18 protein-coding genes and 1 pseudogene are annotated in these 23,548 nt (G+C 71.5%); 9 read left to right on the plus strand and 10 right to left on the minus strand.

What is annotated here, in order from left to right:
- Nucleotides 1–47: 47 nt before the first annotated feature.
- The 4 genes from AC07AB_RS35245 to AC07AB_RS35260 all read right to left on the minus strand — a co-directional run bounded on the left by AC07AB_RS35245 (nt 48) and on the right by AC07AB_RS35260 (nt 2,814).
- The gene (locus AC07AB_RS35245; RefSeq protein WP_478575872.1) at nt 48–833 is read right to left on the minus strand and encodes a helix-turn-helix domain-containing protein; all 786 of its coding nucleotides are present in this window, start codon (nt 831–833) and stop codon (nt 48–50) included.
- A 193-nt stretch (nt 834–1,026) separates the two neighbouring features.
- The gene (locus AC07AB_RS35250) at nt 1,027–1,383 is read right to left on the minus strand and encodes a hypothetical protein (protein ID WP_478575873.1); all 357 of its coding nucleotides are present in this window, start codon (nt 1,381–1,383) and stop codon (nt 1,027–1,029) included.
- 379 nt (nt 1,384–1,762) lie between these two features.
- Nucleotides 1,763–2,125: a DoxX family protein gene (locus tag AC07AB_RS35255; RefSeq protein WP_478575874.1), complete on the minus strand. Its 363-nt coding sequence runs from the start codon at nt 2,123–2,125 to the stop codon at nt 1,763–1,765.
- 179 nt (nt 2,126–2,304) lie between these two features.
- Complete coding sequence (locus AC07AB_RS35260) at nt 2,305–2,814, minus strand: cupin domain-containing protein (RefSeq protein ID WP_478575876.1); 510 nt, start codon at nt 2,812–2,814, stop codon at nt 2,305–2,307.
- An 80-nt stretch (nt 2,815–2,894) separates the two neighbouring features.
- On the opposite strand from AC07AB_RS35260, the gene AC07AB_RS35265 reads away from it, so the two are divergent.
- Entirely contained in the window at nt 2,895–3,746 is an 852-nt protein-coding gene (locus AC07AB_RS35265; RefSeq protein ID WP_478575877.1) for a LysR family transcriptional regulator, read from the plus strand.
- Between the two features lie 452 nt (nt 3,747–4,198).
- Nucleotides 4,199–6,634 (plus strand): endopeptidase La, encoded by a 2,436-nt coding sequence (gene lon, locus AC07AB_RS35270; RefSeq protein WP_478575878.1) that lies wholly within the window; start codon nt 4,199–4,201, stop codon nt 6,632–6,634.
- Nucleotides 6,635–6,771: 137 nt separating this feature from the next.
- Here the strand turns inward: lon and AC07AB_RS35275 are convergent, their stop codons facing one another.
- On the minus strand, nt 6,772–8,328 hold the full coding sequence (locus AC07AB_RS35275) for an AMP-binding protein (protein WP_478575880.1): 1,557 nt from the start codon (nt 8,326–8,328) through the stop codon (nt 6,772–6,774).
- Between the two features lie 220 nt (nt 8,329–8,548).
- Between AC07AB_RS35275 and AC07AB_RS35280 the strand changes: the two genes are divergently transcribed.
- A complete protein-coding gene (locus AC07AB_RS35280; RefSeq protein WP_478575881.1) occupies nt 8,549–11,479 on the plus strand; it encodes a M4 family metallopeptidase in 2,931 nt (976 codons plus the stop codon).
- A gap of 206 nt (nt 11,480–11,685) precedes the next feature.
- On the opposite strand, the gene AC07AB_RS35285 is transcribed toward AC07AB_RS35280, so the two are convergent.
- On the minus strand, nt 11,686–12,552 hold the full coding sequence (locus AC07AB_RS35285) for a lysozyme (RefSeq protein WP_478575883.1): 867 nt from the start codon (nt 12,550–12,552) through the stop codon (nt 11,686–11,688).
- A gap of 250 nt (nt 12,553–12,802) precedes the next feature.
- Here AC07AB_RS35285 and AC07AB_RS35290 point away from each other — a divergent pair, with 250 nt between their 5' ends.
- Entirely contained in the window at nt 12,803–13,297 is a 495-nt protein-coding gene (locus AC07AB_RS35290; protein WP_478575884.1) for a MarR family winged helix-turn-helix transcriptional regulator, read from the plus strand.
- Nucleotides 13,298–13,360: 63 nt separating this feature from the next.
- On the opposite strand, the gene AC07AB_RS35295 is transcribed toward AC07AB_RS35290, so the two are convergent.
- A complete protein-coding gene (locus AC07AB_RS35295) occupies nt 13,361–14,131 on the minus strand; it encodes a protein phosphatase 2C domain-containing protein (RefSeq protein ID WP_478575885.1) in 771 nt (256 codons plus the stop codon).
- Nucleotides 14,132–14,539: 408 nt separating this feature from the next.
- On the opposite strand from AC07AB_RS35295, the gene AC07AB_RS35300 reads away from it, so the two are divergent.
- The 5 genes from AC07AB_RS35300 to AC07AB_RS35320 are packed head-to-tail and all read left to right on the plus strand — an operon-like array spanning nt 14,540 to nt 20,323.
- The gene (locus tag AC07AB_RS35300; RefSeq protein WP_478575887.1) at nt 14,540–17,575 is read left to right on the plus strand and encodes a sensor histidine kinase; all 3,036 of its coding nucleotides are present in this window, start codon (nt 14,540–14,542) and stop codon (nt 17,573–17,575) included.
- Entirely contained in the window at nt 17,572–18,063 is a 492-nt protein-coding gene (locus AC07AB_RS35305; protein ID WP_478575888.1) for a roadblock/LC7 domain-containing protein, read from the plus strand. Before AC07AB_RS35300 ends, AC07AB_RS35305 begins: the two co-directional genes overlap by 4 nt.
- On the plus strand, nt 18,060–18,461 hold the full coding sequence (locus tag AC07AB_RS35310) for a DUF742 domain-containing protein (RefSeq protein ID WP_478575890.1): 402 nt from the start codon (nt 18,060–18,062) through the stop codon (nt 18,459–18,461). The genes AC07AB_RS35305 and AC07AB_RS35310 overlap by 4 nt, the downstream gene beginning before the upstream one ends.
- A gap of 49 nt (nt 18,462–18,510) precedes the next feature.
- Entirely contained in the window at nt 18,511–19,071 is a 561-nt protein-coding gene (locus AC07AB_RS35315) for a GTP-binding protein (protein ID WP_478575964.1), read from the plus strand.
- Between the two features lie 13 nt (nt 19,072–19,084).
- Nucleotides 19,085–20,323, plus strand: coding sequence for a styrene monooxygenase/indole monooxygenase family protein (locus tag AC07AB_RS35320; RefSeq protein ID WP_478575891.1), 1,239 nt, complete (start codon nt 19,085–19,087; stop codon nt 20,321–20,323).
- A gap of 96 nt (nt 20,324–20,419) precedes the next feature.
- Here the strand turns inward: AC07AB_RS35320 and AC07AB_RS35325 are convergent, their stop codons facing one another.
- The 3 genes and pseudogenes from AC07AB_RS35325 to AC07AB_RS35335 all read right to left on the minus strand — a co-directional run bounded on the left by AC07AB_RS35325 (nt 20,420) and on the right by AC07AB_RS35335 (nt 23,379).
- The gene (locus AC07AB_RS35325; RefSeq protein ID WP_478575893.1) at nt 20,420–21,562 is read right to left on the minus strand and encodes a C40 family peptidase; all 1,143 of its coding nucleotides are present in this window, start codon (nt 21,560–21,562) and stop codon (nt 20,420–20,422) included.
- A 151-nt stretch (nt 21,563–21,713) separates the two neighbouring features.
- A pseudogene (locus AC07AB_RS35330) lies at nt 21,714–22,730 on the minus strand (chitinase); the annotation flags it as partial.
- 382 nt (nt 22,731–23,112) lie between these two features.
- On the minus strand, nt 23,113–23,379 hold the full coding sequence (locus tag AC07AB_RS35335; protein WP_478575895.1) for a hypothetical protein: 267 nt from the start codon (nt 23,377–23,379) through the stop codon (nt 23,113–23,115).
- Nucleotides 23,380–23,548 lie beyond the last annotated feature (169 nt).

Consider the following 23,548-nt stretch of genomic DNA (forward strand, 5'->3'; position numbering starts at 1 on the left):
CGATGAATGGAGGCGGGATACCGAAAAGCCGCCAAGTTGGATGAGGGCTACTTCCCGTCACCGCGCAGGGCTGCCTGGTAGCGGCCCGGAGTCTGGCCGACGACCTCGGTGAAGGCGTCGATGAAGCCGGAGGGGTTGGACCATCCGCACTCGGCCGCGGTGTCCGTGACGGACCGGCCGGCGGTGAGGTGCACCAGGGCGTGGTGGATGCGGAGGATGGTGCGCCAGCGGTGGAAGCTCATGCCGAGTTCGGTGTGGAACAGGCGGCTCAGCGTGCGCTCGCCGGCCCCGGCGGCACGCCCCAGCTCGGTCAGGGTCGCGGCCCGGCCGGGGTCGGCGTGCAGGAGGCCGGTGACGGTGCGCAGGCGGTCGTCGGCCGGTTCGGGCAGGTGCAGGGACTGCTCGGGCGTCTCGGCGACCTCGTCGATCACCACCGCGCGCAGCCGCTCGAAGGCTTCCGGGCGCATCTCCGCCCGCCCGGTCAGCGCCGGAAGGGCCTCGCGCAGCAGCGGGTTCACGGCGAACACGCTGGGGCGCGCCGTCAGCGTGGCGCACAGGTCGGCCGGGATGGTGAGGAGGTGGACGTCGGTCTCACCGTAGAAGCGGTGGGAGTGCGCGAAGCCGGGCGGCGTCCACGTCATGCGGTGGGCCGGAGCGACCCAGGTCCCGCGTTCGGTCGTGGTGGCCACCGCGCCCGCGGCCGCGTACACCAGCTGGCCGTCGTCGTGGGAGTGCGTGTCGAGGTGGTAGCCGTGCGGGAGCCGGCCCGCGCCGCTGAGCTTCGCCGGGTGCCGCGCGGGAGACGGTGAGGAAGGGTGGCGGGTTTTCGGCATAAGCCGTCAGCTTACCGATGGTTCGAACTGGGAGGCCGGCCTGGCGATGGCCCCGTGGGGCGGCGGTGTACGGCCTGCTGCCGCCTGCCGCCTGCCGCCTGCCGCCTGCCGCCGCCTGCCGCAGGGGGGAGACGCCGACGCCCCGGCTCGGCGTGGTGGGCCGATCCGGGGCGTGGGGGTGGGGCGGAGACGGTTACAGGTATTCGATCAGCCAGCTGGCCGGGTTGTCGTCCACCGTGTCACCGCCGGACCTCTTCCACCGCCCGATGACGATCTTCTGCGATCCCACGGGGAGCTTCTTGGCGAGACGGCCGGCGCTGTCCTTGATGTCCCAGGGCTGGATGCCGCCCCACTTGTTGCCGTCGTGAACGCTCACCCCGAGCTTCACGTCGTCGAAGGCGCAGCCGAAGCTGAGGTAGAGGTCGCCCCAGACGGTGGACTGGTTCGCGCCCGGCACGGCCAGGATGATCGTGTGCTTGTAGTGGATGGTCGCGCCGGCCTCGTCGAACGCGAAGCCATGGGGGATCTCGCCGGTCTGGAAGTGGGGCATCTGCACTCCTTGTCCGTCCGGCGTTCGACACCGCCCGACGGGCGGCACGAACTCCGGAAGCTCAGCAGCACGCCTGTGTGCAGCGCTCCCCCGATAGTCGAGCCGTCAGGACCTCACGGGGGCATTTCGCATCTTCCAGCCGTAAAGATGACGGACTTTCGTCCATGCGCGAATCGCTTCCCCAGCGCGCTCGGGACCCACCGTCAGCCATGCCGGGGTCTGCGCCATCGACCGGCGTCGGCCCGATCTCCGTCCGCCGTCAGGCCCGCGCTTCAAGGCCCGCGCTCAAGGCCGGGTGGCCGACCACTGCCCGAACGAAGCGGGCAGTGCCGCCAGGACATCGCTCTCCCGTGGGGTCAAGGGGCCGACTCGCCTGAAGTCACAGCCATGTCGTCGCCAGCCAGATGGTCACGGCCGCAGTGAGAAAGAGAGTGATGTTGAGGGCGATCTGACGGTCTCCCTGGTTCAGGTGAACCCTGGTCGCGCCGATTTGCAGGACCACGAACCCGATGGCGGCGGCCAGGGCCGTCCAGGGCGCGATGCCGGTCAGCGGCGGGAGGATCAGCCCGATCGCCCCGAGTACTTCGACCGCCCCGATGGCCCTGACGGCCTGCATCGGCGTGCTGTCCACCCAGGCCATCATCGGTCGGAGCTGATCACGGCTGCGGACCACCTTCACCCCGCCCCCGTAGAGGTAGAAGAGAGCGAGCAGGCCGGCAACGATCCAATACGCGACGTTCACGATTTTCCCTCCACGGTCGACCAGTTGTAGGTGACCACTCGTCACCAAGGGGGGGCCGGGCGAAGGCCGCGCGCACGCGTCGGCGACCCGGACCTTCAGAGGCATGAGCCGCCTCGGCCGTACGAACCCGGTAGCGGGCGGCCCGGCGGCTTCAGCTTTCCGGCCTCAGCCTTCCGGCCTCAGCTTTCCGGCCTCGGGGGGAAGTCGGTGGCGGGCTCGGTGGCGTAGTGGCTCATCGCTTCGATGTTCGACTGGGGGGTCAGTGCCCGACCGCCGTCGATCATGTCCCGCACGTCCCGGAAGTACTGCACATACAGGTCCGGCGTGAACGCGCTGAGCATGACGGCCGGTTGGTCGGTCGGGTTGGCGAAGGTGTGCGGGGCTCCGGTGGGGATCATCACGAACGTGCCCGCCGTCGCGTCGTAGTCCTTCTCTCCGACCGTGAACCGCACCGCGCCGGAGATGACGTAGAAGCCCTCGTCGTGCTGGGCGTGGCGGTGCTGAGGCGGACCGGGCATGTGCGGCGCGAGGATGGACTCGGTGAGTCCGAAGCGGTGCTCGGTATTGCTGCCGTCTTCGAGGACGCGCATGTGCGTGCCGCCCAGGACGATCGTCTCGCCTTCGCCCGGGCGGACCACCGATACGGCGGGGTCGTCGGTCGGCTCACTGGCCATCTGTTCGTCAGTCATGCTTCGATTCCACTGCCAGGGCGCTGCGGCTGTCCAAGACCCGTTCTGTGAAGTCGATACCCTACGGGTATCGTTGCACCATGGAGCTACGCACGCTGCGCTATTTCGTGGCGGTCGCCGAGGAACTCCACTTCGGCCGGGCCGCCGCCCGGCTGCACATGAGCCAGCCGCCGCTGAGCCGGGCGATCAAGCAGCTGGAGACCGAGGTCGGCGCCGCGCTGTTCGACCGGTCGTCCGCCGGTGTCACGCTCACCGCGGTGGGGGCGGTGCTGCTCGACGAGGCACGGGCCCTGCTCGACCAGGCCGACCGGGTACGCGTACGCGTGGCCGCCGCGGCCGGCGCCGCGACCATCACCGTCGGCATCCTGGGCGACGGCGCCGACCCGGGCGTGACCCGGCTGGCCGCCGCCTACCGCGGGCGGCACCCGGGCGTCGAGGTCCGCATCCGCGAGACCGACCTGACCGATCCCACCTGCGGGCTGCACACCGGCCGGGTCGACGTCGCCCTGACCCGCGGCCCCTTCGACGAGACCGGCCTGACGGTGCGCGCGCTGCGCGCCGACCCGGTGGGAGCGCTGCTGCGCGCCGACGATCCACTGGCCCGCCGCGACAGTCTGACCCTGGCAGACCTGGCCGACCGCGGCTGGTTCCTGTTCCCGCAGGGCACCGACCCCATCTGGCAGTCGTACTGGAACGGCGGGGAGCCTCGCGAGGGCCCGGTGGTGCGCGCCGTCCAGGAATGCCAGCAGGCTGTTCTCTGGAACGGCACGGTCGGCATGACTCTCCTGGACCACGAGCCGGCGGCGGGGCTCACCGTGGTGCCGCTGACCGACATGCGGCGGAGCCGCGTGGTGGTGGCATGGAACGAGGGCGACACGAACCCGCTGATCCGCTCCTTCGTCCAGATCGCGACCGCCGCCTACCACGAGTGAGCGCCGCGCAGTGCCTGCCACATCCGCACCCGCCCGAGCACGGGTGCGGGTGCGGGTGCGGATGATGGCCGACCCCCAGTATTCGAGGTTGCGCTGCTGGTCGGACATTTTGTCGGGTCTTCCGTTGAGGGCGGCGTTGATGAGCTTGCACGACGTGATGTTGTGCGGCCTGGAGAAGTGGTGCCAGCCGAGGAATTCGTTGCCCAGGCGTGTGGGGATGCGGCGTCCGGCCCAGTCTGGTCTCCAGGGTGCTCACAAGTGCTCGCCAGGTCGCGAGGAAAGGTCACTCTGCGCAACGAAAGGGCGCGCGCGGAGTGAAGCTGCAAAGCGAAAGATCCATCGACATAGGACACTCCCCGCTGATCGCTCACAGCGAACACCCAAGAGGGAACACCAGGAGCCTCATATGCATTGAGTCCATATAGCTCAACTTGCCTGCCGAAGGGAAGATCATGGCTTCGCCGTCCACACCGCTCACCCTCCCCGTGCTGCCCCTCGACGACGAGGTCGTGCTGCCCGGCATGGTGGTGCCGCTCGACCTCTCCGACAACGACGTACGGGCCGCCGTGGAGGCGGCGCAGGCCGCCGCGCGGTCCAGCGGCTCCGGCGGTGGGAAGCCGAAGGTGCTGCTGGTGCCGCGGGTCGACGGGACGTATGCCGCCGTCGGCACGCTCGGCACCGTCGAGCAGGTCGGGCGGCTCTCCGACGGGGACCCCGGCGCGCTGATCCGCGGTGTGCACCGCGTACGGATCGGGGCCGGGACCACCGGGCCCGGAGCCGCGCTCTGGGTGGAAGGCGTCCAGGTGGAGGAGGCCGCCCCCGACGGCGCCGCCCCCGGCGCCGTCGCCGAATTGATGAAGGAATACAAGGCACTCGCCACCAGCTGGCTCCGCAAGCGCGGCGCCTGGCAGGTCGTGGACCGGGTGCAGCAGATCGACGATGTATCACAGCTCGCCGACAACTCCGGATATTCCCCGTTCCTGACCGTCCAGCAGCGCGTGGAGCTGCTGGAGACCGCCGACCCGGTGGCCAGGCTGCGGCTCGCCGTCACCTGGCTCAGCGACCACCTCGCCGAGCAGGACGTCGCCGAGTCCATCGCCAAGGACGTCCAGGAAGGCGTCGACAAGCAACAGCGCGAGTTCCTGCTCCGCCGCCAGCTGGAGGCCGTACGCAAGGAGCTCTCCGAGCTCAACGGCGAATCCGGGGCGGACGGGGCCGAGAGCGACGACTACCGGGCCCGCGTGGAGGCCGCCGATCTGCCGGAGGATGTCCGCAAGGCCGCCCTCAAGGAGGTCGACAAGCTGGAGCGGTCCTCCGACCAGAGCCCCGAGGGGTCCTGGATCCGGACCTGGCTGGACACCGTGCTCGAACTGCCGTGGAACGAGCGCACCGAGGACGCGTACGACATCCTCGGCGCCAAGGGCGTCCTGGACGCCGACCACGCCGGGCTGGAGGACGTCAAGGAGCGGATCACCGAGTACCTCGCGGTCCGCAAGCGACGCGCCGACCGGGGCCTCGGGCTCGTCGGCGGGCGGCGCGGCGGTGCGGTGCTCGCGCTCGTCGGGCCGCCCGGCGTCGGAAAGACCAGCCTCGGCGAAAGCGTGGCCCGGGCCATGGGGCGCAAGTTCGTGCGCGTCGCCCTCGGCGGCGTCCGCGACGAGGCCGAGATCCGCGGCCACCGCCGTACGTACGTGGGCGCGCTGCCCGGCCGGATCGTACGGGCCGTCAAGGAAGCCGGGTCCATGAACCCCGTCATCCTGCTCGACGAGATCGACAAGGTCGGCTCCGACTTCCGGGGAGACCCGGCCGCGGCCCTCCTCGAAGTCCTCGACCCCGCGCAGAACCACACCTTCCGCGACCACTACCTCGAAGTCGAACTCGACCTGTCCGACGTCGTCTTCCTCGCCACGGCCAACGTGCTCGAAGCCATCCCGGAGGCCCTGCTCGACCGCATGGAGCTGGTCCGGCTCGACGGCTACACCGAGGACGAGAAGGTCACCATCGCCCGCGATCACCTGCTCAAGCGGCAGCTGGAGCGCGCGGGTCTGGGCGGCGACGAGGTCGTGCTGGAGGACGAGGCGCTGCGCAAGCTCGCCGGCGAGTACACCCGGGAGGCGGGCGTACGGAACCTGGAGCGCTCCATCGCGCGGCTGCTGCGCAAGGTCGCCGCCGAGCACGAACTCGGCGAGCGGGAGCTGCCGTTCACCGTCGGCGCCGGCGAACTGCGCGGCCTGATCGGGCGGCCGCACCACACCCCCGAGTCCGCGCAGGACCCGGCCGAGCGGCGCACCGCGGTGCCCGGCGTGGTCACCGGCCTCGCCGTGACCGGCGCGGGCGGCGACGTCCTGTACGTCGAGGCGTCGCTCGCCGACGCCGAGACGGGCGGCGCGGGGCTGACCCTCACCGGGCAGCTCGGCGACGTCATGAAGGAGTCCGCGCGGATCGCGCTCTCCTTCCTGCGCTCGCACGGAGCCGAACTGGAGCTGCCCGTCGGCGACTTGAAGGAGCGCGGCGTGCACCTGCACGTACCGGCGGGAGCCGTGCCGAAGGACGGGCCGAGCGCGGGCGTCACCATGACCACGGCGCTGGCCTCGCTGCTCTCCGGCCGCCAGGTCCGCCCGGACGTGGCCATGACCGGCGAGGTGTCGCTGACCGGCCGGGTGCTGCCCATCGGCGGCGTCAAGCAGAAGCTGCTCGCCGCGCACCGGGCCGGCATCACCACGGTGGTCATCCCCAAGCGCAACGAGCCGGACCTCGACGACGTACCCGCCGAGATCCTCGACCGGCTCGACGTGCACCCGGTCTCGGACGTCCGTCAGGTCCTGGAGCTCGCGCTCCAGCCCTCGGCGGCGGCCGTGACGGGTACGGAGGTCCCGGTCGCGGCGTGACGGACGCGGCCGGGCCACCCGGCGGAACCGGCCCCTCCAATCAGGTCGCCCAGGCGACGTGGCGGAGGGGCCGGTTCCGTATGTGTGGGCGGGCGGCCCACGGCGCGCGCACCCGCCGGCGAGCCGCCCCGCACCCGTCAGTGAGTAGGCGTCAGCTCCCGCTCCTGCGCCGCCTCCGCCCGGCGGCGCAGCTCCTTCTTGTCCGGCTTCCCCGCGTCCGTCAGCGGCAGCGCGTCCATGAAGGTGAGGTGCGCCGGTTCGTACATCGCGCCGCGCTCCTCGCGCACCATGTCCCGCAGCCCCTGCCCGTCGGCCCCGCCGCCCGGCGCCGGCACCACGACGGCGTGCACGCGCTCCATGCGGTCGGCGTCCCGGACGCCGAAGACGGCGCTCTGCAGGACCTTCGGATGCGAGTTGAGCAGGTCCTCCAGCTCGGTCGTGTACACATGGCCGCCGACCACGACGATCATGTCCTTGAGCCGGTCGACGATGGTCAGGTAGCCCTCGTCGTCCAGGAACCCGATGTCGCCGGTGTGCAGCCAGCCGTCCCGCAGCACCTCCGCCGTCAGCCCGGGCTGCTTCCAGTACCCCTCCATGATCTGGGAGGAGCGGACGCAGACCTCGCCGTGCTCGCCGTGCGGCAGGTCGCGGCCCGACTCGTCGCGGATCGCGACCTCGACGCCGTCCATCACCTTCCCGGCGGAGCGCAACCGGTCCGGGCGGTCGGGGTCGTGGTCCTCGGCGTCGAGGATGCTGATGCCGCCGGCCTCGTTCTGGCCGTAGCCCTGGACCAGTACCGGGCCGAAGCGCCGGATGGCGTCGGCGATCCGGGCGGGTGACGACTGGCAGCCGCCGTAGACCAGGTTGCGCAGGCTCGTGGTGTCGGTGTGCGCCGCGTCCGGGTGGTCCATCATCCGGTAGAGCAGCGGCGGCAGCATGAACACCTGCGTGATCCGCTCGCGCTCGATCGCCGCGAGTACGGCCGCGGCGTCGAAGTCGTCCTGGAGCACCACGGTGCCGCCGCCGGTCAGGGTGGCGTCGGCCATCATGCCCGCGGCGTGCGCGAGGGTGGTGCACACCAGTTGCCGGTGCGCGTTCTCCAGGTCCAGCGTCGAGGACCGGAACCAGCGGCCCTGCCCGTACGTGGTGCAGATGCCCTTGGGGTGGCCGGTGGTGCCGCCGGTGTGGCGGATGGTGCACACGTCCTCGGGCCGCGCCTGGCTGGGGAACGGGTCGGCCGGCTGCCCGGCGGCCAGTTCCAGCAGGTCGGTTCCGGTCGACGCCGGACCCAGCGTCAGAACCACGTCCACCGGGGCCTGTACGACCACGGTCGCGGCGCGCTCGGCGAGGCGCGGGTCGACGATCAGCGCGCGGGTCTCGACGTCGCGCACGATGAGGGCCTGGGACTCGGCGGAGAGCTTGTTGTAGAGGTGGTTGACGCGGCAGCCGAGCAGATTGGCGGCGTAGCGGGCGGCCACGGTCTCCGGCAGGTTGCCGCTGAGCAGGGTCACGGTCTCGCCGCGGGCCACGCCCTGGGCGTGCAGCGCCCGTGCCATGCGGTGTACGAGGCCGGTGAACTCCCCGGCGCTGATCCGGCGTTCCTCGTGGACCAGGGCCTCGTGGTCGGGGGCGGCGGTCAGGGCTTCAAGGATTTCCTCCACGTATGTGCGAAATGTGGGGTCAGCAGTGGACATTGAGAGTTCCTCCCGTCGCCGGAGCGCTCATCCGTGTACTCCGACGGTGCGACGCGTATGGTGTTTTACCAACATTTTTAGTTGCCAAAGGCAACTAAAATCATGGTATCCGTAATCGCGCCCTGACTCCAAGTCGGCACATGTGTCCGATAACAGTCCCCAACCCACCACACCCCATTGATAGTCCGACACATCACAGGTTGCATGGCCCTGCCCAGAGATGTTCCGGCGGTCAGGCACGTACGGGAGGGGAACCTTGCGTAAGTCCAGAGCACGTACAGGAAGATCGAGAACCGGCGGGGCCGGCGGTATAACGGGAGTGGCGGCGCTCATCGGCGTCGCCGCTCTCGTCGTCACCGCGGCCCCCGCCCAGGCCGCCGCACCGCGGCAGGCGCCCGGGACCGAGGTGATCCCGGGCACGGGCACCGAGACCCCGGCGCTGGTGTCCGGGATCCACGAGGCGGCCGACGGCGCGGGCAGCGCGGCCGACGCCGCGCGCGCCCACCTCGCGGGCAAGGAGAGCCGCTACCGGATCGCGGACCCGCGGCGCGACCTCGCGCCCGCCCAGTCGGTGCGCAGCGGCGCGGACGAGACCGTACGACTCCAGCAGAAGCACCGCGGCATCGACGTGCTCGGCGGTCAGTACGTCGTGCGGATGGAGCGGCAGGGCGGCAAACGGACCGTCACCGGCACGTCCGGCAAGTACTTCACCGGGTTGAAGGTCGGCACGGAGGCGGCCGTCTCCAAGGAGGTCGCCGTCCAGCGGGCCGTCACGGCGACGGCCCGTCAGCTCGGCGGCGGCAAGCTCGACAAGGGCGACGTCACGCCCGCCAAGGGAGTGCGGACCGCGTCGGCCAAGGCGCTGACGGGAACGTCCCACGGCCTGGTCGTGCTGCCCAAGGGGCAGGGGGTGCTCGCGCACCACGTCACCGTGCACGGCACCGATCCGGCCACCGGCGAACCGGTTCGGCGCGAGGTCTACGTCGACGCCAAGGCGGGCTTCCCGCTCCTCCAGTACAGCAGCATCAAGACGTTCGGCTCGCCTACCTCCAAGGCGAACAAGGCGACCACGGCGAACACAGCGACCACGGCCAACACAGCGTCCAAGGCGGCCAAGGCGTCGTCCGGAGCCGAAGCGGCGAAGGCCGCCCCGGCCGACGACTTCCCCGGCACGACCGGATCGGGCGTCAAGTACGACGGCAACGCCGTGGCGCTCGGGCTCTACAAGAACGCCTCCCGCAACGAGTACACGATGAACGACTACTCGCGGATGTGGGGCACCAGCAAGAACCTGATCTCCACCTGGGACGCGCGCGGCAAGGACGTCAGCGAGGTCTCCGGCAAGTGGCCCGCCGGCATCAAGGAGTTCGGCTCGCCGACGCCGGCCTTCGGTAAGGACGCCACCGAATCGGGCGCGGTCGACGCGCACTGGGCGGCCGGCAAGGTCTACGACTACTACAAGAAGGTGCACGGCCGGGACAGCCTCGACGGCCGCGGCGGCACCATCAACTCCCTCGTCGGAGTCACCGAGTTCGGCGGCCCGTACATCAACGCCTTCTGGGACGGCACCAAGATGGTGTACGGCGGGGGCGACGACGAGTACAAGACGCTCTCCGCGGACCTGGACGTGGTGGGCCACGAGATGACGCACGGCGTCGTCGAGAACAGCGCCAACCTCGTCTACGCGGGCCAGTCCGGCGCGCTCAACGAGGGGATCGCCGACTACTTCGGCAACGCCATCGACGTGGACGCGGCCGGCATGGCGATGGACGACCCGGACTCGGGCCTGCTGGGCGAGCACCTCTGCCGCACCAAGACCCCCCGCGAGTGCGCCTTCCGCGACCTCAACGACGGGCACACCACGTCCAAGAACTTCCTGGGCGTCGGCTTCGGCAGCGACAACGGCGGCGTCCACCTCAACTCGACCATCTTCTCCGGCGCCCTGTGGGACATCCGCGAGGACCTCGGCAGGACCCTCGCCGACCAGATCGTCTACAAGGCGCTCACCGCGTACATGACGCCGCTCGACGGCTTCACCGAGGGCCGCAACGCCGTCCTCGCGGCCGCCAAGGACCTCAAGGTCTCCGGCAAGGACCTGAACACCGTCAAGCGCTCGTTCAACGCGCATGGCATCGTGACCGGTTGGGAGAACGCCCTCGGCGTCGACTCCGACCAGCTCCTCGGCAAGCTCAACACCGCCAGTACGGGCGTGGGCGCGGGCGGCGGCTGGTGGGCCACGTCGAAGTCCAACGACGACGGTTCCGAGCCGTACTCGGTCTACGCGGGCCGTACCGACGGTTCGGGCCACCCGAAGCTCATCAGCCCCAACGACGGGCGCTTCCACGTCTACCCGGCGACCGACGGGAAGACCGTGGTCTGGGCGGCCTTCGGCACGACCAGCGTGGACGTCCTGTCCCGGCCGCTGGCGGGCGGCCCGATCAAGAAGCTCTACTCCAGCACCACCGACGTCTCCGGCCTGCGGGTCGAGGGCACCGTGGTCACCTTCGAATCGATGGACCCGTTCGGCGGCCGGCACGTCGGCTACCTCAAGCAGGGCGACCGGGAGCCGACCTGGGTGGACGGCGGCAAGTACCAGCTGGGCACCGCGCTGCCGTCGATCCACGGCGGCCGGATCGCGTACGCCAAGCTCTACCCCGAGGCGGGCACGTACAAGCTCGGCACCGAGGTGCTCGACCTCAAGTCCGGCAAGGCGACCCTGATGGGGCAGCTCGGCAGCCCCGAAGGCATCGGCCAGACCGGCATCAACGGCTCCGGCGTCTACTGGCTGGCGGACGAGGTGGTCACCGACGAGGGGCAGATGGCGGTGCGCCGCGCCAACCCGGACGGTACGGGGGCGACCGACATCAGCAAGGAGACGGGCCCGAACGCGCTCTTCCCCTTCGATCTGACGGTCTCCGAGGAAGCGGTGACGGTCAACACGGCGCTGCCCGACACGGAGTACCGCAATGAGTCGCTGCCCAAGCTGTGGCAGTTCTCGCTGGACGGGAAGGCCAAGAACCGGTTCTCCTGCAACCGCGGCGAGCAGAGTTCGCCCGCGGCGGCCGGCGGCAAGCAGGTGGTGTGGATCGACGGCACCACCGGCTACACCGATCTCGTCACGCGCAACCGGCCGGCGGGCCTGTGCGGCTGACGCGCCGTACCGATCCGCTACCCGCGTACGTACCCGAGCTGACCTGAGCGAATGAGCGAGCGGGCCCCCGGCACCGATGCCCGGGGGCCCGCCCTCATGTGTACGGACGCGTCCGCCCGTACACGTCCATGGGGCAGGTCACCGGCCCGCGGCGGCTGTCACCGGCTGCCGCCCGTCAGCCGTCAGCCGTCAGCCGCCGTCAGCCGTCAGCCGTTTGCGAGCGCCTGGAGCCGGTCGTACGCGCCGTTGAAGACACTGTGGTCGCCGACCGTCGGCCCCGTCGAGGTGTACTGCCACATCGTGTAGAAGCCCCATCCGGCGGGGAGTTCGCCGACCGAGGAGCCGTAGCGGGGGATCCACAGCGGATTGGCGGCGCCGAAGCCGGCGTAGTTGCCGGTGCACGCCTTCCACCAGCTGGTCGAGGTGTAGATCACCGGGTCGCGGCCGGTCTTCGCCTGGTAGGCGGTGAAGAAGTCGCGGACCCAGCCGACCATCGCGCTCGCGCTCTTGCCGTAACAGGCCGCGCCGTACGGGTTGTACTCCATGTCGAGCGCGCCGGGCAGGGTCTTGCCGTCCCGCGACCAGCCGCCGCCGTGGGCGAGGAAGTGGGCGGCCTGGGCCGCCCCGGAGGAGGTGTCGGGGGTGGCGAAGTGGTACGCGCCGCGGATCATGCCGGCGCTGTACGAGCCGTTGTACTGCTGCGGGAAGAAGGGGTTGGTGTATCCGGTGGACTCCGTCGCCTTGACGTAGGCCCAGCGGACGCCGCTGTTCCACAGGGTCTGCCAGTTGACGTCGCCGTTGTGGCTGGAGACGTCCACGCCTTCGACGGAGGCGCTGAGGCCGGGTCGCGGATTACGGCCCTGGCCGGCGCGCGCGTGGGCTTCGTGGGAGGGGAGGGTCGAGCCCATCCAGTCGCGGTCCGGGTGGGCGGGTTCGGAGCCGCGGCCCGCGGCGGCGGTCCCGGGCGGCGCCAGGAGACAGAGCAGGACGGCGAGGGCGGAGCAGAGGGAGACGAGAAGGCCGGCCGGCGCGCGGAGTCCGCGGCGGACCGGACCGGATCTGTGCTCGGGCATTGCTTGCCTCCGAGGGACTTAGTGGGGGTTTGTCCTCATACATCATGACTTATTACCGCCGTTTGACGGGAGAGAAACCGCGAGTTGGAGTGGCCATGACAGGTCAGACGCTACGTGCGCGGCCCGGCGCGGGGATAGAGGGGCCGGGTGCTGCCGTTGGTCTAATCCTGCGAAATACTGGTCAAGCTGCGGCGATACGGCCGCGGTGAGCGGAAAGTTTCAGATCTGAACAGCTGGAGAGGGCGCTGACGTGCACAACACCGGGACCCCGCCGCCCCCGGAGGGCGGCGACCGCACTGTGGCCGGAAGCGGAGACGACCGCGCGTTCCTCGCTCTGGAGCGCGAGTTGGCGGTCTTCCTGCGCCGGGCCCGCGCCTCCTCGGGCGAGATGGCCCGGGAGGTCCACCCCGAACTGGAGGCCGCGGCCTACGGGCTCCTCGTCCGGCTGGAGGAGTGCGGCCCGCAGCGCGCCACTGATCTCGCCGGCTACTTCGGCGTCGGCAAGGCCACGATGAGCCGCCAACTCCGCGCCCTGGATGAGCTGGGCCTCGTCACCCGGGCCCCCGACCCGGCCGACGGCCGCGCCTCGCTCCTCTCCCTCACCGAAGAGGGCCGCGCCCGCTTCACGCGGGTACGGGACGCTCGCCGCGCGCAGTACGTGCACCGGCTCGCCGAATGGGACCGCGCCGAGATCGCCGAACTGGCCCGGCTTCTCCACCACTTCAACGCGCGCGCGGAGGCGTGAAACCGGCGCGCGGCACCCGGCGGCTTCCGGCGGTCTCCGGCGGTCTCCGGCGGGGGAGGCCGGTCAGGGCTCGATGAAGGCGGCGGCCGCGTCGTCGTGGCGCTTCCAGCGGCGGAACGCCGCGCCGTCCCGGTCGGCGCCCTCCACCGCCCGTACCCGGTCGATCAGGGCCTCCGGGCCCTCCTTGCGCAGCACCGCCAGGCAGTCCTGCCAGCTCCCCTCGCCGAACATCTCCACCCAGCGCGACGCCCCGTCGGTGAGTGCGGCCAGGGCCCGTACGTCCGTACGCGGCGTCGTCCCGGTGAGCGCGCGGGCGACCACGGCGGGGTCGCCCGCCGCGGTGAAGAACCCGCCCTCCGCGTTGCGCTGGTCGTCCGTCACCGGGCCGCGGGCGGCCAGGGCCTCGATGCGGTCGTCGAGGACCGGGGCCACCGAGCCGTCCGGGCCCTCGATCAGCAGGACGGAATCGGACAGAACCAGATGTTCGACGCGCTCTTCGTCCCAGCGCGCCGCGACGACGGTTGCCTGCGGTGTGCGGACGTGAGAAAGATCACAGCTCTCGCGGTGGGCTTCGGCTGTTCGCGCGATGGCCTCGGCCAAACACTCAGTGAGCGTCAGTTCCCGGCGTGAAACGCACAGTTCGAGCAGGGCGCCGCCCAGCCGGGCCGTGAACCAGGGCACGCCGTGCGCGCAGCCGGTGCTGGTCGCGGGCGGGGTCACCCCGTCCAGCAGGACCAATGCTCCACCTTGTCCACTTGCGGGCAGCGCCACCGACACGAAGTCCTCATTGGGGCGTTGGGGATCTCCGGGCCGGGTGGCGAGTTCGATGCGCATCCGGCCAGTCTGCCGGAGGGCGGGTGGCGGCGCGCGGCGTGGGTCCCGCGGCGGCCTGGGCGGAGCCCGCCCCAGGTGGGGAGTGGTGCCTCCGCACGGCAGGGGAACCGGCGCCGGGGCGCCGGCCGAGGCGGTGAGCCGCGGGCGGGCATCCTTCCAGGACCCCCGGGGGTTTTCCAACTGACCCCCTGGTCAGGGCCGCACAGGCCCCGCACAGAAGTTGATGGTCAAGTTCTGATTGATGTTCACTCCTTGGAGTGGCTGGGCAGGCGATGGGCAGCCACTCCTGATCCAGGCTGAAAAGGTCAAAAGTCGAAATCGGCACCAGGGGTGGTCCGCGCCGTTGACCGAACTGTCGTCACCTCCTGGCACCACGTAGGGACAGGCGAGCGAAGATTGTGAGCACCGGTGCGGAAAAAGCGGCTTCGGGGCGGTACACACGAGCAGCAGACGACAGCCGCGCGACAGCGCACCACGCGCGTACGTAACCGGCTGGTCGTCTCCGTAGCGGTCGTGGCCGTCGCCGTCCTCGGCGCGGGCGTCCCCGGCATACTCGGCGCGGTCGACGACCTCCACGACACACAGCACCTGGTGGACCTCTCCCAGGCCAACAGAGGCGCCGTCGCCCTCGCGCACTCCCTGGCCGACGAGCGCGACTCCATGACCCAGTTCGTCGCCGCGGGCCGCGCCACGGGCTCCGGCGGCGTCACCGAGAGCCAGCGCGCCCGAGTGGACCGCCAGGTCGCCGAGTACCGCGCCCAGGCCCCCGCGCCCGTACGCGCCCTGCTCGACGCCCTCCCGCAGACCCGCCAGCAGGCCCTGACCGGCCCCGGCAAGGCCATCGACACCTTCACCGCCTACACCAAGACCGTCCAGGCGCTGCACGGCGTCGCCGACACCCTCGCGCACCAGCTCCCGGCCCGCGCCGGCATCGGCTCCGCCGCCGCCCTGCCCCCGCTCGGCCGGGCCGTCGAAGAGGCGTCCGCCACCCGCGGCCTGCTGCTCGGCGCGCTCTCCTCGCACGGCTCCACGCAGACCACGCTGACCGCCACCGCCCAGCGGGCGGAGATCCGCGAACAGGCCGCGCTCGCCGACTTCGAGCAGCTCGCGCCCCTCGCCGCCCACGACTCCTACAGCGCCACCGTCAACGGCCCCGACGTCACCACGGCCGACAACTACCTCGCCCTCCTCACCGCCCACTCCCAACTCTCCACGGCCGAACTCGACCTCCCCAAGGGCGGCGTCGAATCCGCCCTGACAGCCCGTATCGACCGGATGCGCGGCGTCGAATCGGCGCTCGCCAGCGGCGAGATCACCCGGCTGGAGAAGGTGCGGGACGACGACGTCACCGCCCTGGAGCTGGACGCCGCGCTGCTCGCCCTCTGCTTCCTCGTCGCCGTCGGGGCCTCCACCCAGGCCGCCCGCTCCATGACCCGCCCGCTCGCCGCCCTGCGCCTCGGCGCCCGGCGCGTCGCCGCCGACCCGGCGGGAGAGCAGCCGGTCGGCTTCAAGGGGCGCGACGACGAGTTCGCCGAGGTCGTACGGTCCGTCAACACGCTGCACGAGGCTGCCGCGAGCCAGCGGGGGCGCATCGCCCGGCTGGAGGGCGAGCGGACCCGGCTCATCGGCGCCCGCCAGGCGCTCGCCGACGAGCGCGAGGCGCTCCAGGCCCAGCAGGCGCGGCTGCGCGAGCGGATCGCCGCGCTGACCGGCACCGTGCACGGCACGTACGTCAACCTCTCGCTGCGCACCCTCGGCCTCGTGGAGCGGCAGTTGGCCGTCATCGAGGGCATGGAGGCGAGCGAGCAGGACCCCGAGCGGCTGGAGACGCTCTTCAAGCTCGACCACCTCGCCACCCGCATGCGCCGCCACAGCGAGAACCTGCTGGTCCTGGCGGGCGCGGAGCACGGCGCCGGGTACCCCGGCGCCGTACCGCTGCTGGACGTGCTGCGCGCCTCCATCAGTGAGATCGAGAAGTACGAGCGGGTGCAGATCCAGGCCCTGCCGCCGCACGCGCAGGTCGCCGGCTTCGCCGCCGACGACACCAGCCACCTGGTCGCGGAGCTCCTGGAGAACGCGACCGCCTTCTCGCCGCCCGACGCGCACGTGCAGCTCTCCGGCTGGCTGCTGGAGAGCGGCGACGTCATGCTCTCCGTGCAGGACGAGGGCATCGGCATGACGGGTGAGCGGCTGGCCGGCGTCAACACCCTGCTGGCCGCGGCCGACCCGCAGGAGGCGCACACCGCGGACGGCGAGCAGACGCTGGGCCTCGGGCTCTACGTGGTGGCGCAGCTCGCCTCCCGGCACGGCGTGCGGGTACAGCTGCGGGCGCAGCAGCAGGGCGGCATGACCGCGGTCGTCGTCCTCCCCAAGGCGCTCCTGCCCACCGGCCCCTCGGGGCTGGGCCCGGCTCCGGTCGTGCCGGGGGGCGCCGGCGCTCCGGCGGTCCAGCTGCCCGGCTCAATAGCGGAGGCGAACTCCAACGCGCTTCCCGGCAACGCGTCCCGCACCGCCGAGCCGGGCCTGCCGGGGGACCCGGCCGCGCCGCGGCCGCGGGGAGCCGCCGGGCCGCCGGACGCCGACGGCCCGCCGCCGCACGCCGACGGCCCGACGCCGCACGCCGACGGCCCGACGCCGGGTCAGGCGCCGGTTCCCGCGCGGGGAACGCCGCCGGCCGAACCGGCGACGGTGCCGAGGCAGGCCACCGGGCCGGAGCGGCAGCCGACGACGGGCCCGGCCGCCGCACCGGACCCGAGCGCGGAGCCGCCCGCTCCGGAGGGACCGTCGCCGGACGAGGGCCGGGACCAGGGCCCCGACACGCCCGACCCGCCCTCGCCCCAGTGGAAAGCCGTTCCCGACCCGCTCGTCGAGGCGGCCGAGCGCACCATCCAGCTCGCCGCCGTCCCCGACCCCCAGCAGCCGCCGGGCGGCCGACACGCCCGGCGGCCCGGCGAGACCGGGACCGGCGCCGAAACCACTCCACCGGACGCGTCCGAGCGGCCCGTACGACCCGTGCCGAACGGGCCCGCCGGCGCCGTGCCGCCGCCCGTGACCGGCCAGGTCGCGAGCGCGCACACGCCCGGCCCCGACGAACACGCGAGGCCCGCGACCGACCCCGCGCCCCCCGCCGGGGCGGCGCGGCTCCGGCCCGCCGAGACCACCCCCGCCGATGCGGCGGAGGAGGCGGACCACCGGACCACGGACAAGGGGCTGCCCAAGCGCACCCCGAGGATGGTGACGCAGTACGACTCCGCACCACGTCAGGGCAAGGGCGTCGACGCGGAGGGGCTGCGGCGCAAGCTCGGCGGCTTCCAGCAGGGAGCGCGGGACGGGCGGCGCGACGCCGAGGCCGAGATCACGGCCGGGATCAAGATGCGGAACACTGACCATCAGCAAGCGGGGGCGCTGGATGAGGCTGGCACTGCCGAGGAGGCACGCGATTGAATGCGCCGAGTACGTACGGGCTGAGCACCGAGGCCCGTAACCTGCACTGGCTGCTGGAGAACCTGGTCGAAGAGGTGCCGGGCGCGCGGTCGGTGGCCGTCGTCTCCTCGGACGGCCTGATGCTGCTCTCCTCCGATCCGGAGCAGAACGCCGCGGGCACCGGCCCGGCGGCGTACGAGGGGCCCCGGGGCTCCAGCGCCGACCTCGCCACGATCGTCTCCGGCCTCGGCAGCCTGACGACGGGCGCCGCCAAGCTCATGGAGGCCGGCGTCGTCAAACAGACGATGGTGGCCATGGACGAGGGCAGCCTGTTCGTCATGGCGATCAGCGACGGTTCGCTGCTCGGCGTGCAGGCCGCCCCGGACTGCGAGATGAGCGTCGTCGCCTACCACATGGCGCTCTTCGTCGGCCGAGCAGGTCATGTTCTCACCCCTGAACTCCGCAGCGAGCTGCGGAGGTCAATGGAGCCAAGGCAGGCAGAACAGTGACATCCGCACACCGATTGCCCGTCCGCGGGTCGGACAAGAGGCCCGCGCGCGTACGCCCGTACTCGCTGACCGGCGGGCGGACCCGGTTCGGACATGTGCTGCTCGTCGAGACCTTCGTGGCGGCGCTGGACGCCCCCGAGGAGCGGCGGGAGCTCGAATCCGGCGGCCTCAACTCCCGGGTCATGCCCGAGATGCGGGCCATCGTCGAGCTGTGCCGCCGGATGCGCTCGGTCGCCGAGATCTCCGCGCTGCTCAAGATGCCGCTCGGCGTCGTGCGCGTGCTCATCAGCGACCTGGCCGACCAAGGAAAGATCCGCGTCTACGGCACCGGGCACGGCACCGGCCAGCCCGACCGCGCGCTGCTGGAAAGGGTGCTGAGTGGACTTCGCAGACTCTGACACGGTGACGGCCCTGCCAGCCGCCGAGGAGGGGTTGCAGAGCTGGCAGATGGACCGTACCCGGGCGCCGGTCGCCACGAAGATAGTCGTGGCCGGCGGCTTCGGCGTCGGCAAGACGACGTTCGTGGGCACGGTCTCGGAGATCACCCCGCTCCAGACCGAGGCCGTGATGACCACGGCCAGCGAGGACGTCGACGACCTCGCGGCGACGCCGGAGAAGACCACGACCACGGTCGCCATGGACTTCGGCCGGATCACGCTCGACTCCGACCTGGTGCTCTATCTGTTCGGCACGCCCGGCCAGAAGCGCTTCTGGTTCATGTGGGACGACCTGGTGCGCGGCGCGATCGGCGCGGTGGTCATGGCCGACACCCGGCGGCTGGAGGACTGCTTCCCCGCGCTCGACTACTTCGAGAGCTGCGGGCTGCCCTACATCGTCGCGGTCAACCACTTCGAGGGCACGACCCGTTACGAGGAGGAGGACGTGCGCGACGCGCTCTCCGTGCCTCCGCGCGTACCTGTTGTGATCATGGATGCGCGCAGACGCATCACGGTTGTCGAATCGCTGCTGGCCATGGTCGGCCACGCGCACGACGTCACCCCCGAATAAGAGCTGGAGAACCATGCGGAAGATACTCGTCGTAGGAGCCGGCCAGTCCGGCCTCCAACTGGCCCTCGGACTCCAGTCCCAGGGCTACGAGGTGACCCTGATGTCCAACCGCACGGCCGACGAGGTCCGCTCCGGCCGGGTCATGTCCACCCAGTGCATGTTCCACACGGCGCTCCAGCACGAGCGCGACCTCCAGGTCAACTTCTGGGAGAGCCAGGCCCCCCGTATCAAGGGGCTCGGCGTCTCCGTCGCGGCTCCCGACTCCTCGCGCGCCGTCGACTGGGTCGGCAGGCTCGACGGGTACGCCCAATCCGTCGACCAGCGGGTGAAGATGGCCGGCTGGATGGAGACCTTCGCGCAGCGCGGCGGGCAGCTCGTCATCCACGGCGCGGCAGTCTCCGACCTGGACTTCTTCGCCCGCCGCTACGACCTGGTGCTGGTCTCAGCGGGCAAGGGCGAGCTGGTGTCGATGTTCGGCCGGGACGCCTCCCGCTCCCCGTACGCCGCGCCGCAGCGCGCCCTGGCCGTCTCCTATGTGCACGGCATGGGGCCGCGCCCGGAGCACCCCGACTTCGACGCGGTCCGCTGCAACCTGGTGCCCGGCGTCGGCGAACTCTTCGTGATGCCGACGCTCACCAACTCCGGACGGGCCGACATCCTCTTCTGGGAGGGGGTGCCGGGCGGCCCTCTCGACGTCTTCCAGGGCATCAAGGACCCCAACGAGCACCTCGCGGTGACCCTGGAGCTGCTGGAGCGGTATCTGCCCTGGGAGTACGCGCGGGCCACCAAGGTCGAGCTGACCGACGCCAACGGCACGCTGGCCGGGCGCTACGCCCCGACCGTGCGGCACCCCATCGGGCGGCTGCCCGGCGGCGGCCTGGTCCTCGGCGTCGCGGACGTGGTCGTGGCCAACGACCCGGTCACCGGGCAGGGCTCCAACTCGGCGTCCAAGTGCGCGGCCTCGTACCTCGCCTCGATCGTCGAGCACGGGGACCGGCCCTTCGACGCGGAGTGGATGCAGGCCGCCTTCGACCGCTACTGGGAGACGGCGCGGCACGTCACCAAGTGGACCAACGCGATGCTGGCCCCGCCGCCGGAGCACGTCCTGAACATCATCGGCGCGGCCGGGCAGTTCCAGCCGATAGCGGACCGGTTCGCCAACGGCTTCGACGACCCGTCGGACTTCGAGAACTTCTTCTACGACCCGGCCAAGGCGGAGGCGTACCTGGGCGAGGTCGCGGCCCGGGTCTGACGCCGGGCGGGGAGATCCGGGACCGGCCAGGGAGCGGAGCCGGGCATGGACAGGGGTGCGGCAGCCGACGGCCGCACCCCTTCGTGCTGTCCGCTCTCAGTGCTTCGGCGCCCCGGCGGAGCCGTAGCCCGTGTCCGACCCGGCCGCCGCGCCCGCCGGCAGCCGCGGCGGCTTGTAGCCCTTCAGGGGCTCCTTGCCCTTGTCCGGGCGTACGGCGCCGAGCAGCGGGTTCGCCGCTATGGGCGACACCTTCACCCGCGCGCCGGGCCGCGGCGCCTGCACCACCAGGCCGTCCCCTATGTACATCGCGACGTGGGTCGCCCCCGCGAAGTAGATGACCAGGTCGCCGGGGCGCAGCTCGTTGAACGGCACCCGGGGGAGCGACTTCCACTGCTCCTGGCTGGTCCGCGGGATCGGGTCGCCCGCGTGCGCCCACGCCTGCGAGGTGAGGCCCGAGCAGTCGAAGGAGTCCGGCCCGGTCGCGCCCCATACGTACGGCTTGCCGACCTGCTGGAAGGCGTACTTCACGGCCGTCTCGCCGTCCTTCGAGGGGGCCCGCGCCCCGCTCAGCGCGCCGGTCGCCAGCAGCTTCTGCTGGGCTTCGCCCACGTCCTTCCGCTCCTGCCGCTGGAGCTCGGCGAGCTGATCGCCGGTCAGGGACGAGAGCAGCTTCTCGACCTCGGCGAGCCGCTGCTTGACCGCGTCGCGCTGCTTCTTCTGGGTGGCCGCGAGGGTCTGCTGCACGTCGAGAGCGGCCACCGCGTCGGTCGCCACCTGGTCGGCTTCCTGCTCGCCGCCGGTGAGCCGCTTGACCGTCGCGGCCTGCCGGCCGGCCGCGCGCTTGAGCAGGTGCCCCTGGTCCAGGGCCTCCTGCGGGTCGCGGCTGAGCAGGAACCGCACGTACGGGGAGAGGGCGCCGGTGCCGCCGCGGTACTGCTCGCGCGCCAGCCGTCCGGCGTCGTTCCTGCTGTTGGCGAGCGCGACCCGGACGTCGGCGAGCTCGCTGTTGAGCTGGTCGACCCGGGCCCGCTGCTTCTTCAGCTTCTCCTCGGTCCCGTTGTACGTCTCCGTGGCCTCCTCCGCCTTCTGATACAGCGTCTGGAGCTGGCTGAGGAGCTCGCTGACCGGGGTGTCCGGCGGGTCCTTCGGTGAGGCGAAGGCCATGGGCGCGGGCAGTGCGAACGCCGCCGTGGCGACCACTGCCGCCGTGCACACCGACCGTACGAACCGTCCGGACACGATTACCTCCATCAATGGCCGAGATCATTTGGCCCAGGAGTGGATCGTGCCATGACCAATGCTATTAATGGCAGTGGTACGGGCGATTCCGCCCGACCTCGCCACTGAATGGCCGCCTTCGCGTCACCTGACCAGCGGTGGCCCTGAGGTGCTAGCGCCGGTAATAGGCGTCGAAATTCTTGGAGAACTCCCGCTTGTTGAAGGAGTCCCAGTTCACCGACCAGGCCATCAGCCCGCGCAGCGCGGGCCAGGTCCCGTGGGTGGCGTAGCCGCCGCACGAGGTCTTCTTCGTCAGGCAGTCGAGCGCTTTGTTCACCTCGCCGGGCGGGGTGTGGCCGTTGCCCGCGTTCGGGCTCGCGGGCAGTCCGATGGCGACCTGAGAGGGTTTCAGCGCGGGGAAGACGTTGTTCTTGTTGCCCGCGACGGGGAAGCCGGTGAGCAGCATGTCGGTCATCGCGATGTGGAAGTCCGCGCCGCCCATGGTGTGGTACTGGCCGTCGAGCCCGGTGATCGGGCCGGAGTTGTAGTCCTGTACGTGCAGCAGGGTGAGGTCGTCGCGCAGGGCGTGGATGACCGGGAGGTACGCGCCCGCGCGCGGGTCCTGGCCGCCCCACGGGCCCGAGCCGTAGTACTGGTAGCCGAGCTGCACGAAGAAGGTCTCCGGCGCCATGGTGAGCGTGAAGCCGGCGCCGTACTTCGCCTTGAGGGTCTTGACCGCCGAGATCAGGTTCACGATGACGGGGGTCTTGGGGTTCTTGAAGTCGGTGTCGCCGTTGTCGAGGGAGAGCGAGTGCCCCTCGAAGTCGATGTCCAGGCCGTCGAGCCCGTACCGGTCGATGATCGCGCCGACGGACTTGACGAAGGCGTCGCGGGCGGCGGCGGTGGTGAGCCGCACCTGGCCGTTCTGGCCGCCGATGGAGATGAGCACCTTCTTGCCCGCCGCCTGCTTGGCCTTGATCGCGGCCTTGAACTCGTCCTCGGACTCCACGTTCGGACACTCGCTCTTGGGACAGCGGTCGAAGCGGATGTCGCCCGAGGTGGTGGAGGTCGGCTCGCCGAAGGCGAGGTCGATGATGTCCCAGCTGCTGGGGACGTCGGCCATCCGCACATAGCCGGAACCGTTGGCGAAACTGGCGTGCAGATAGCCCACGAGCGCGTGCTCGGGCAGGGCGGTCGCGGCCGTTGTACGGGCGTCGGGGCGGGCGGCCGCGTGGGCCGTGGGGAGGTACGCGGCGGTGGACAGCAGAGCGGTGGCGGCGACGGCGGCCAGTGAGGCGGACAGCGTTCTCTCGCGCAGGGGCATGGGGGGTGCTCCTTGTCGACGGCGGTACGGGTGGTGGGGGCGTGCCGGTCGAGCGTTCGGGAGAGGGGGCCGCCCTCGCAGGGGAGGAACCGGCGCCGGTCCGGCCCCGGGTGCGGCGGGCGCGGGGCCATCGGACGCGGAGCCAGGGAGTTCGCCAGGGCGGACCCCTCTGGTCAAGCAGCAAACCGGTCTGGACCACTGGTGTCAATGGTCCGGACCAAACCTCGGGCGGCCCGGCCGCCCGCCGTCAACCGCTCTTCGTCCACGGCCACTTCAGGCCGCCCTGCGGCCGGCCCTGCGGCGCGTACTCGTACCGCCAGCCCCGCGGCAGCCCCAGCCGCTTCGTCGTACCGGCCGGAGCCCGCAGATAGACGTGCAGGGTCGGCGGCCGCCCGTCGTCGTTCGGCACCGGGATCTCGTACGACTTCGGCGGCTGCCCGGTGGCCCCCAGCAGCACCGGCAGCACGCGCCCGTCCAGGGGCCCGCCCACGAACAGGGTGTCTTCGCTTCTCACCCCACCAGTCTCCGTCAGCCCCGCTCGTCACCGGGGTCATCCCCGGGGATGAGATGTGGGCGGGGCAGCGGCCCGGTACCGGTGCCGACCACGCCACGCTGGTCACGGCCGCGGGGACCGGCCCCGCGGCGGCCGTCCACGGCTACCGCACGGCATTCGTGTTCAGTGC

This window comes from Streptomyces sp. NPDC044033 (assembly GCF_056434425.1).

Bases quoted from the DNA above. Each gene is read 5' to 3' on its own strand.
- AC07AB_RS35245 (WP_478575872.1), bottom strand. From the start codon at position 833: ATGCCGAAAACCCGCCACCCTTCCTCACCGTCTCCCGCGCGGCACCCG.
- AC07AB_RS35250 (WP_478575873.1), bottom strand. From the start codon at position 1,383: ATGCCCCACTTCCAGACCGGCGAGATCCCCCATGGCTTCGCGTTCGAC.
- AC07AB_RS35260 (WP_478575876.1), bottom strand. From the start codon at position 2,814: ATGACTGACGAACAGATGGCCAGTGAGCCGACCGACGACCCCGCCGTA.
- AC07AB_RS35265 (WP_478575877.1), top strand. From the start codon at position 2,895: ATGGAGCTACGCACGCTGCGCTATTTCGTGGCGGTCGCCGAGGAACTC.
- lon (WP_478575878.1), top strand. From the start codon at position 4,199: ATGGCTTCGCCGTCCACACCGCTCACCCTCCCCGTGCTGCCCCTCGAC.
- AC07AB_RS35275 (WP_478575880.1), bottom strand. From the start codon at position 8,328: ATGTCCACTGCTGACCCCACATTTCGCACATACGTGGAGGAAATCCTT.
- AC07AB_RS35280 (WP_478575881.1), top strand. From the start codon at position 8,549: ATGTTCCGGCGGTCAGGCACGTACGGGAGGGGAACCTTGCGTAAGTCC.
- AC07AB_RS35285 (WP_478575883.1), bottom strand. From the start codon at position 12,552: ATGCCCGAGCACAGATCCGGTCCGGTCCGCCGCGGACTCCGCGCGCCG.
- AC07AB_RS35295 (WP_478575885.1), bottom strand. From the start codon at position 14,131: ATGCGCATCGAACTCGCCACCCGGCCCGGAGATCCCCAACGCCCCAAT.
- AC07AB_RS35315 (WP_478575964.1), top strand. From the start codon at position 18,511: ATGGACCGTACCCGGGCGCCGGTCGCCACGAAGATAGTCGTGGCCGGC.
- AC07AB_RS35320 (WP_478575891.1), top strand. From the start codon at position 19,085: ATGCGGAAGATACTCGTCGTAGGAGCCGGCCAGTCCGGCCTCCAACTG.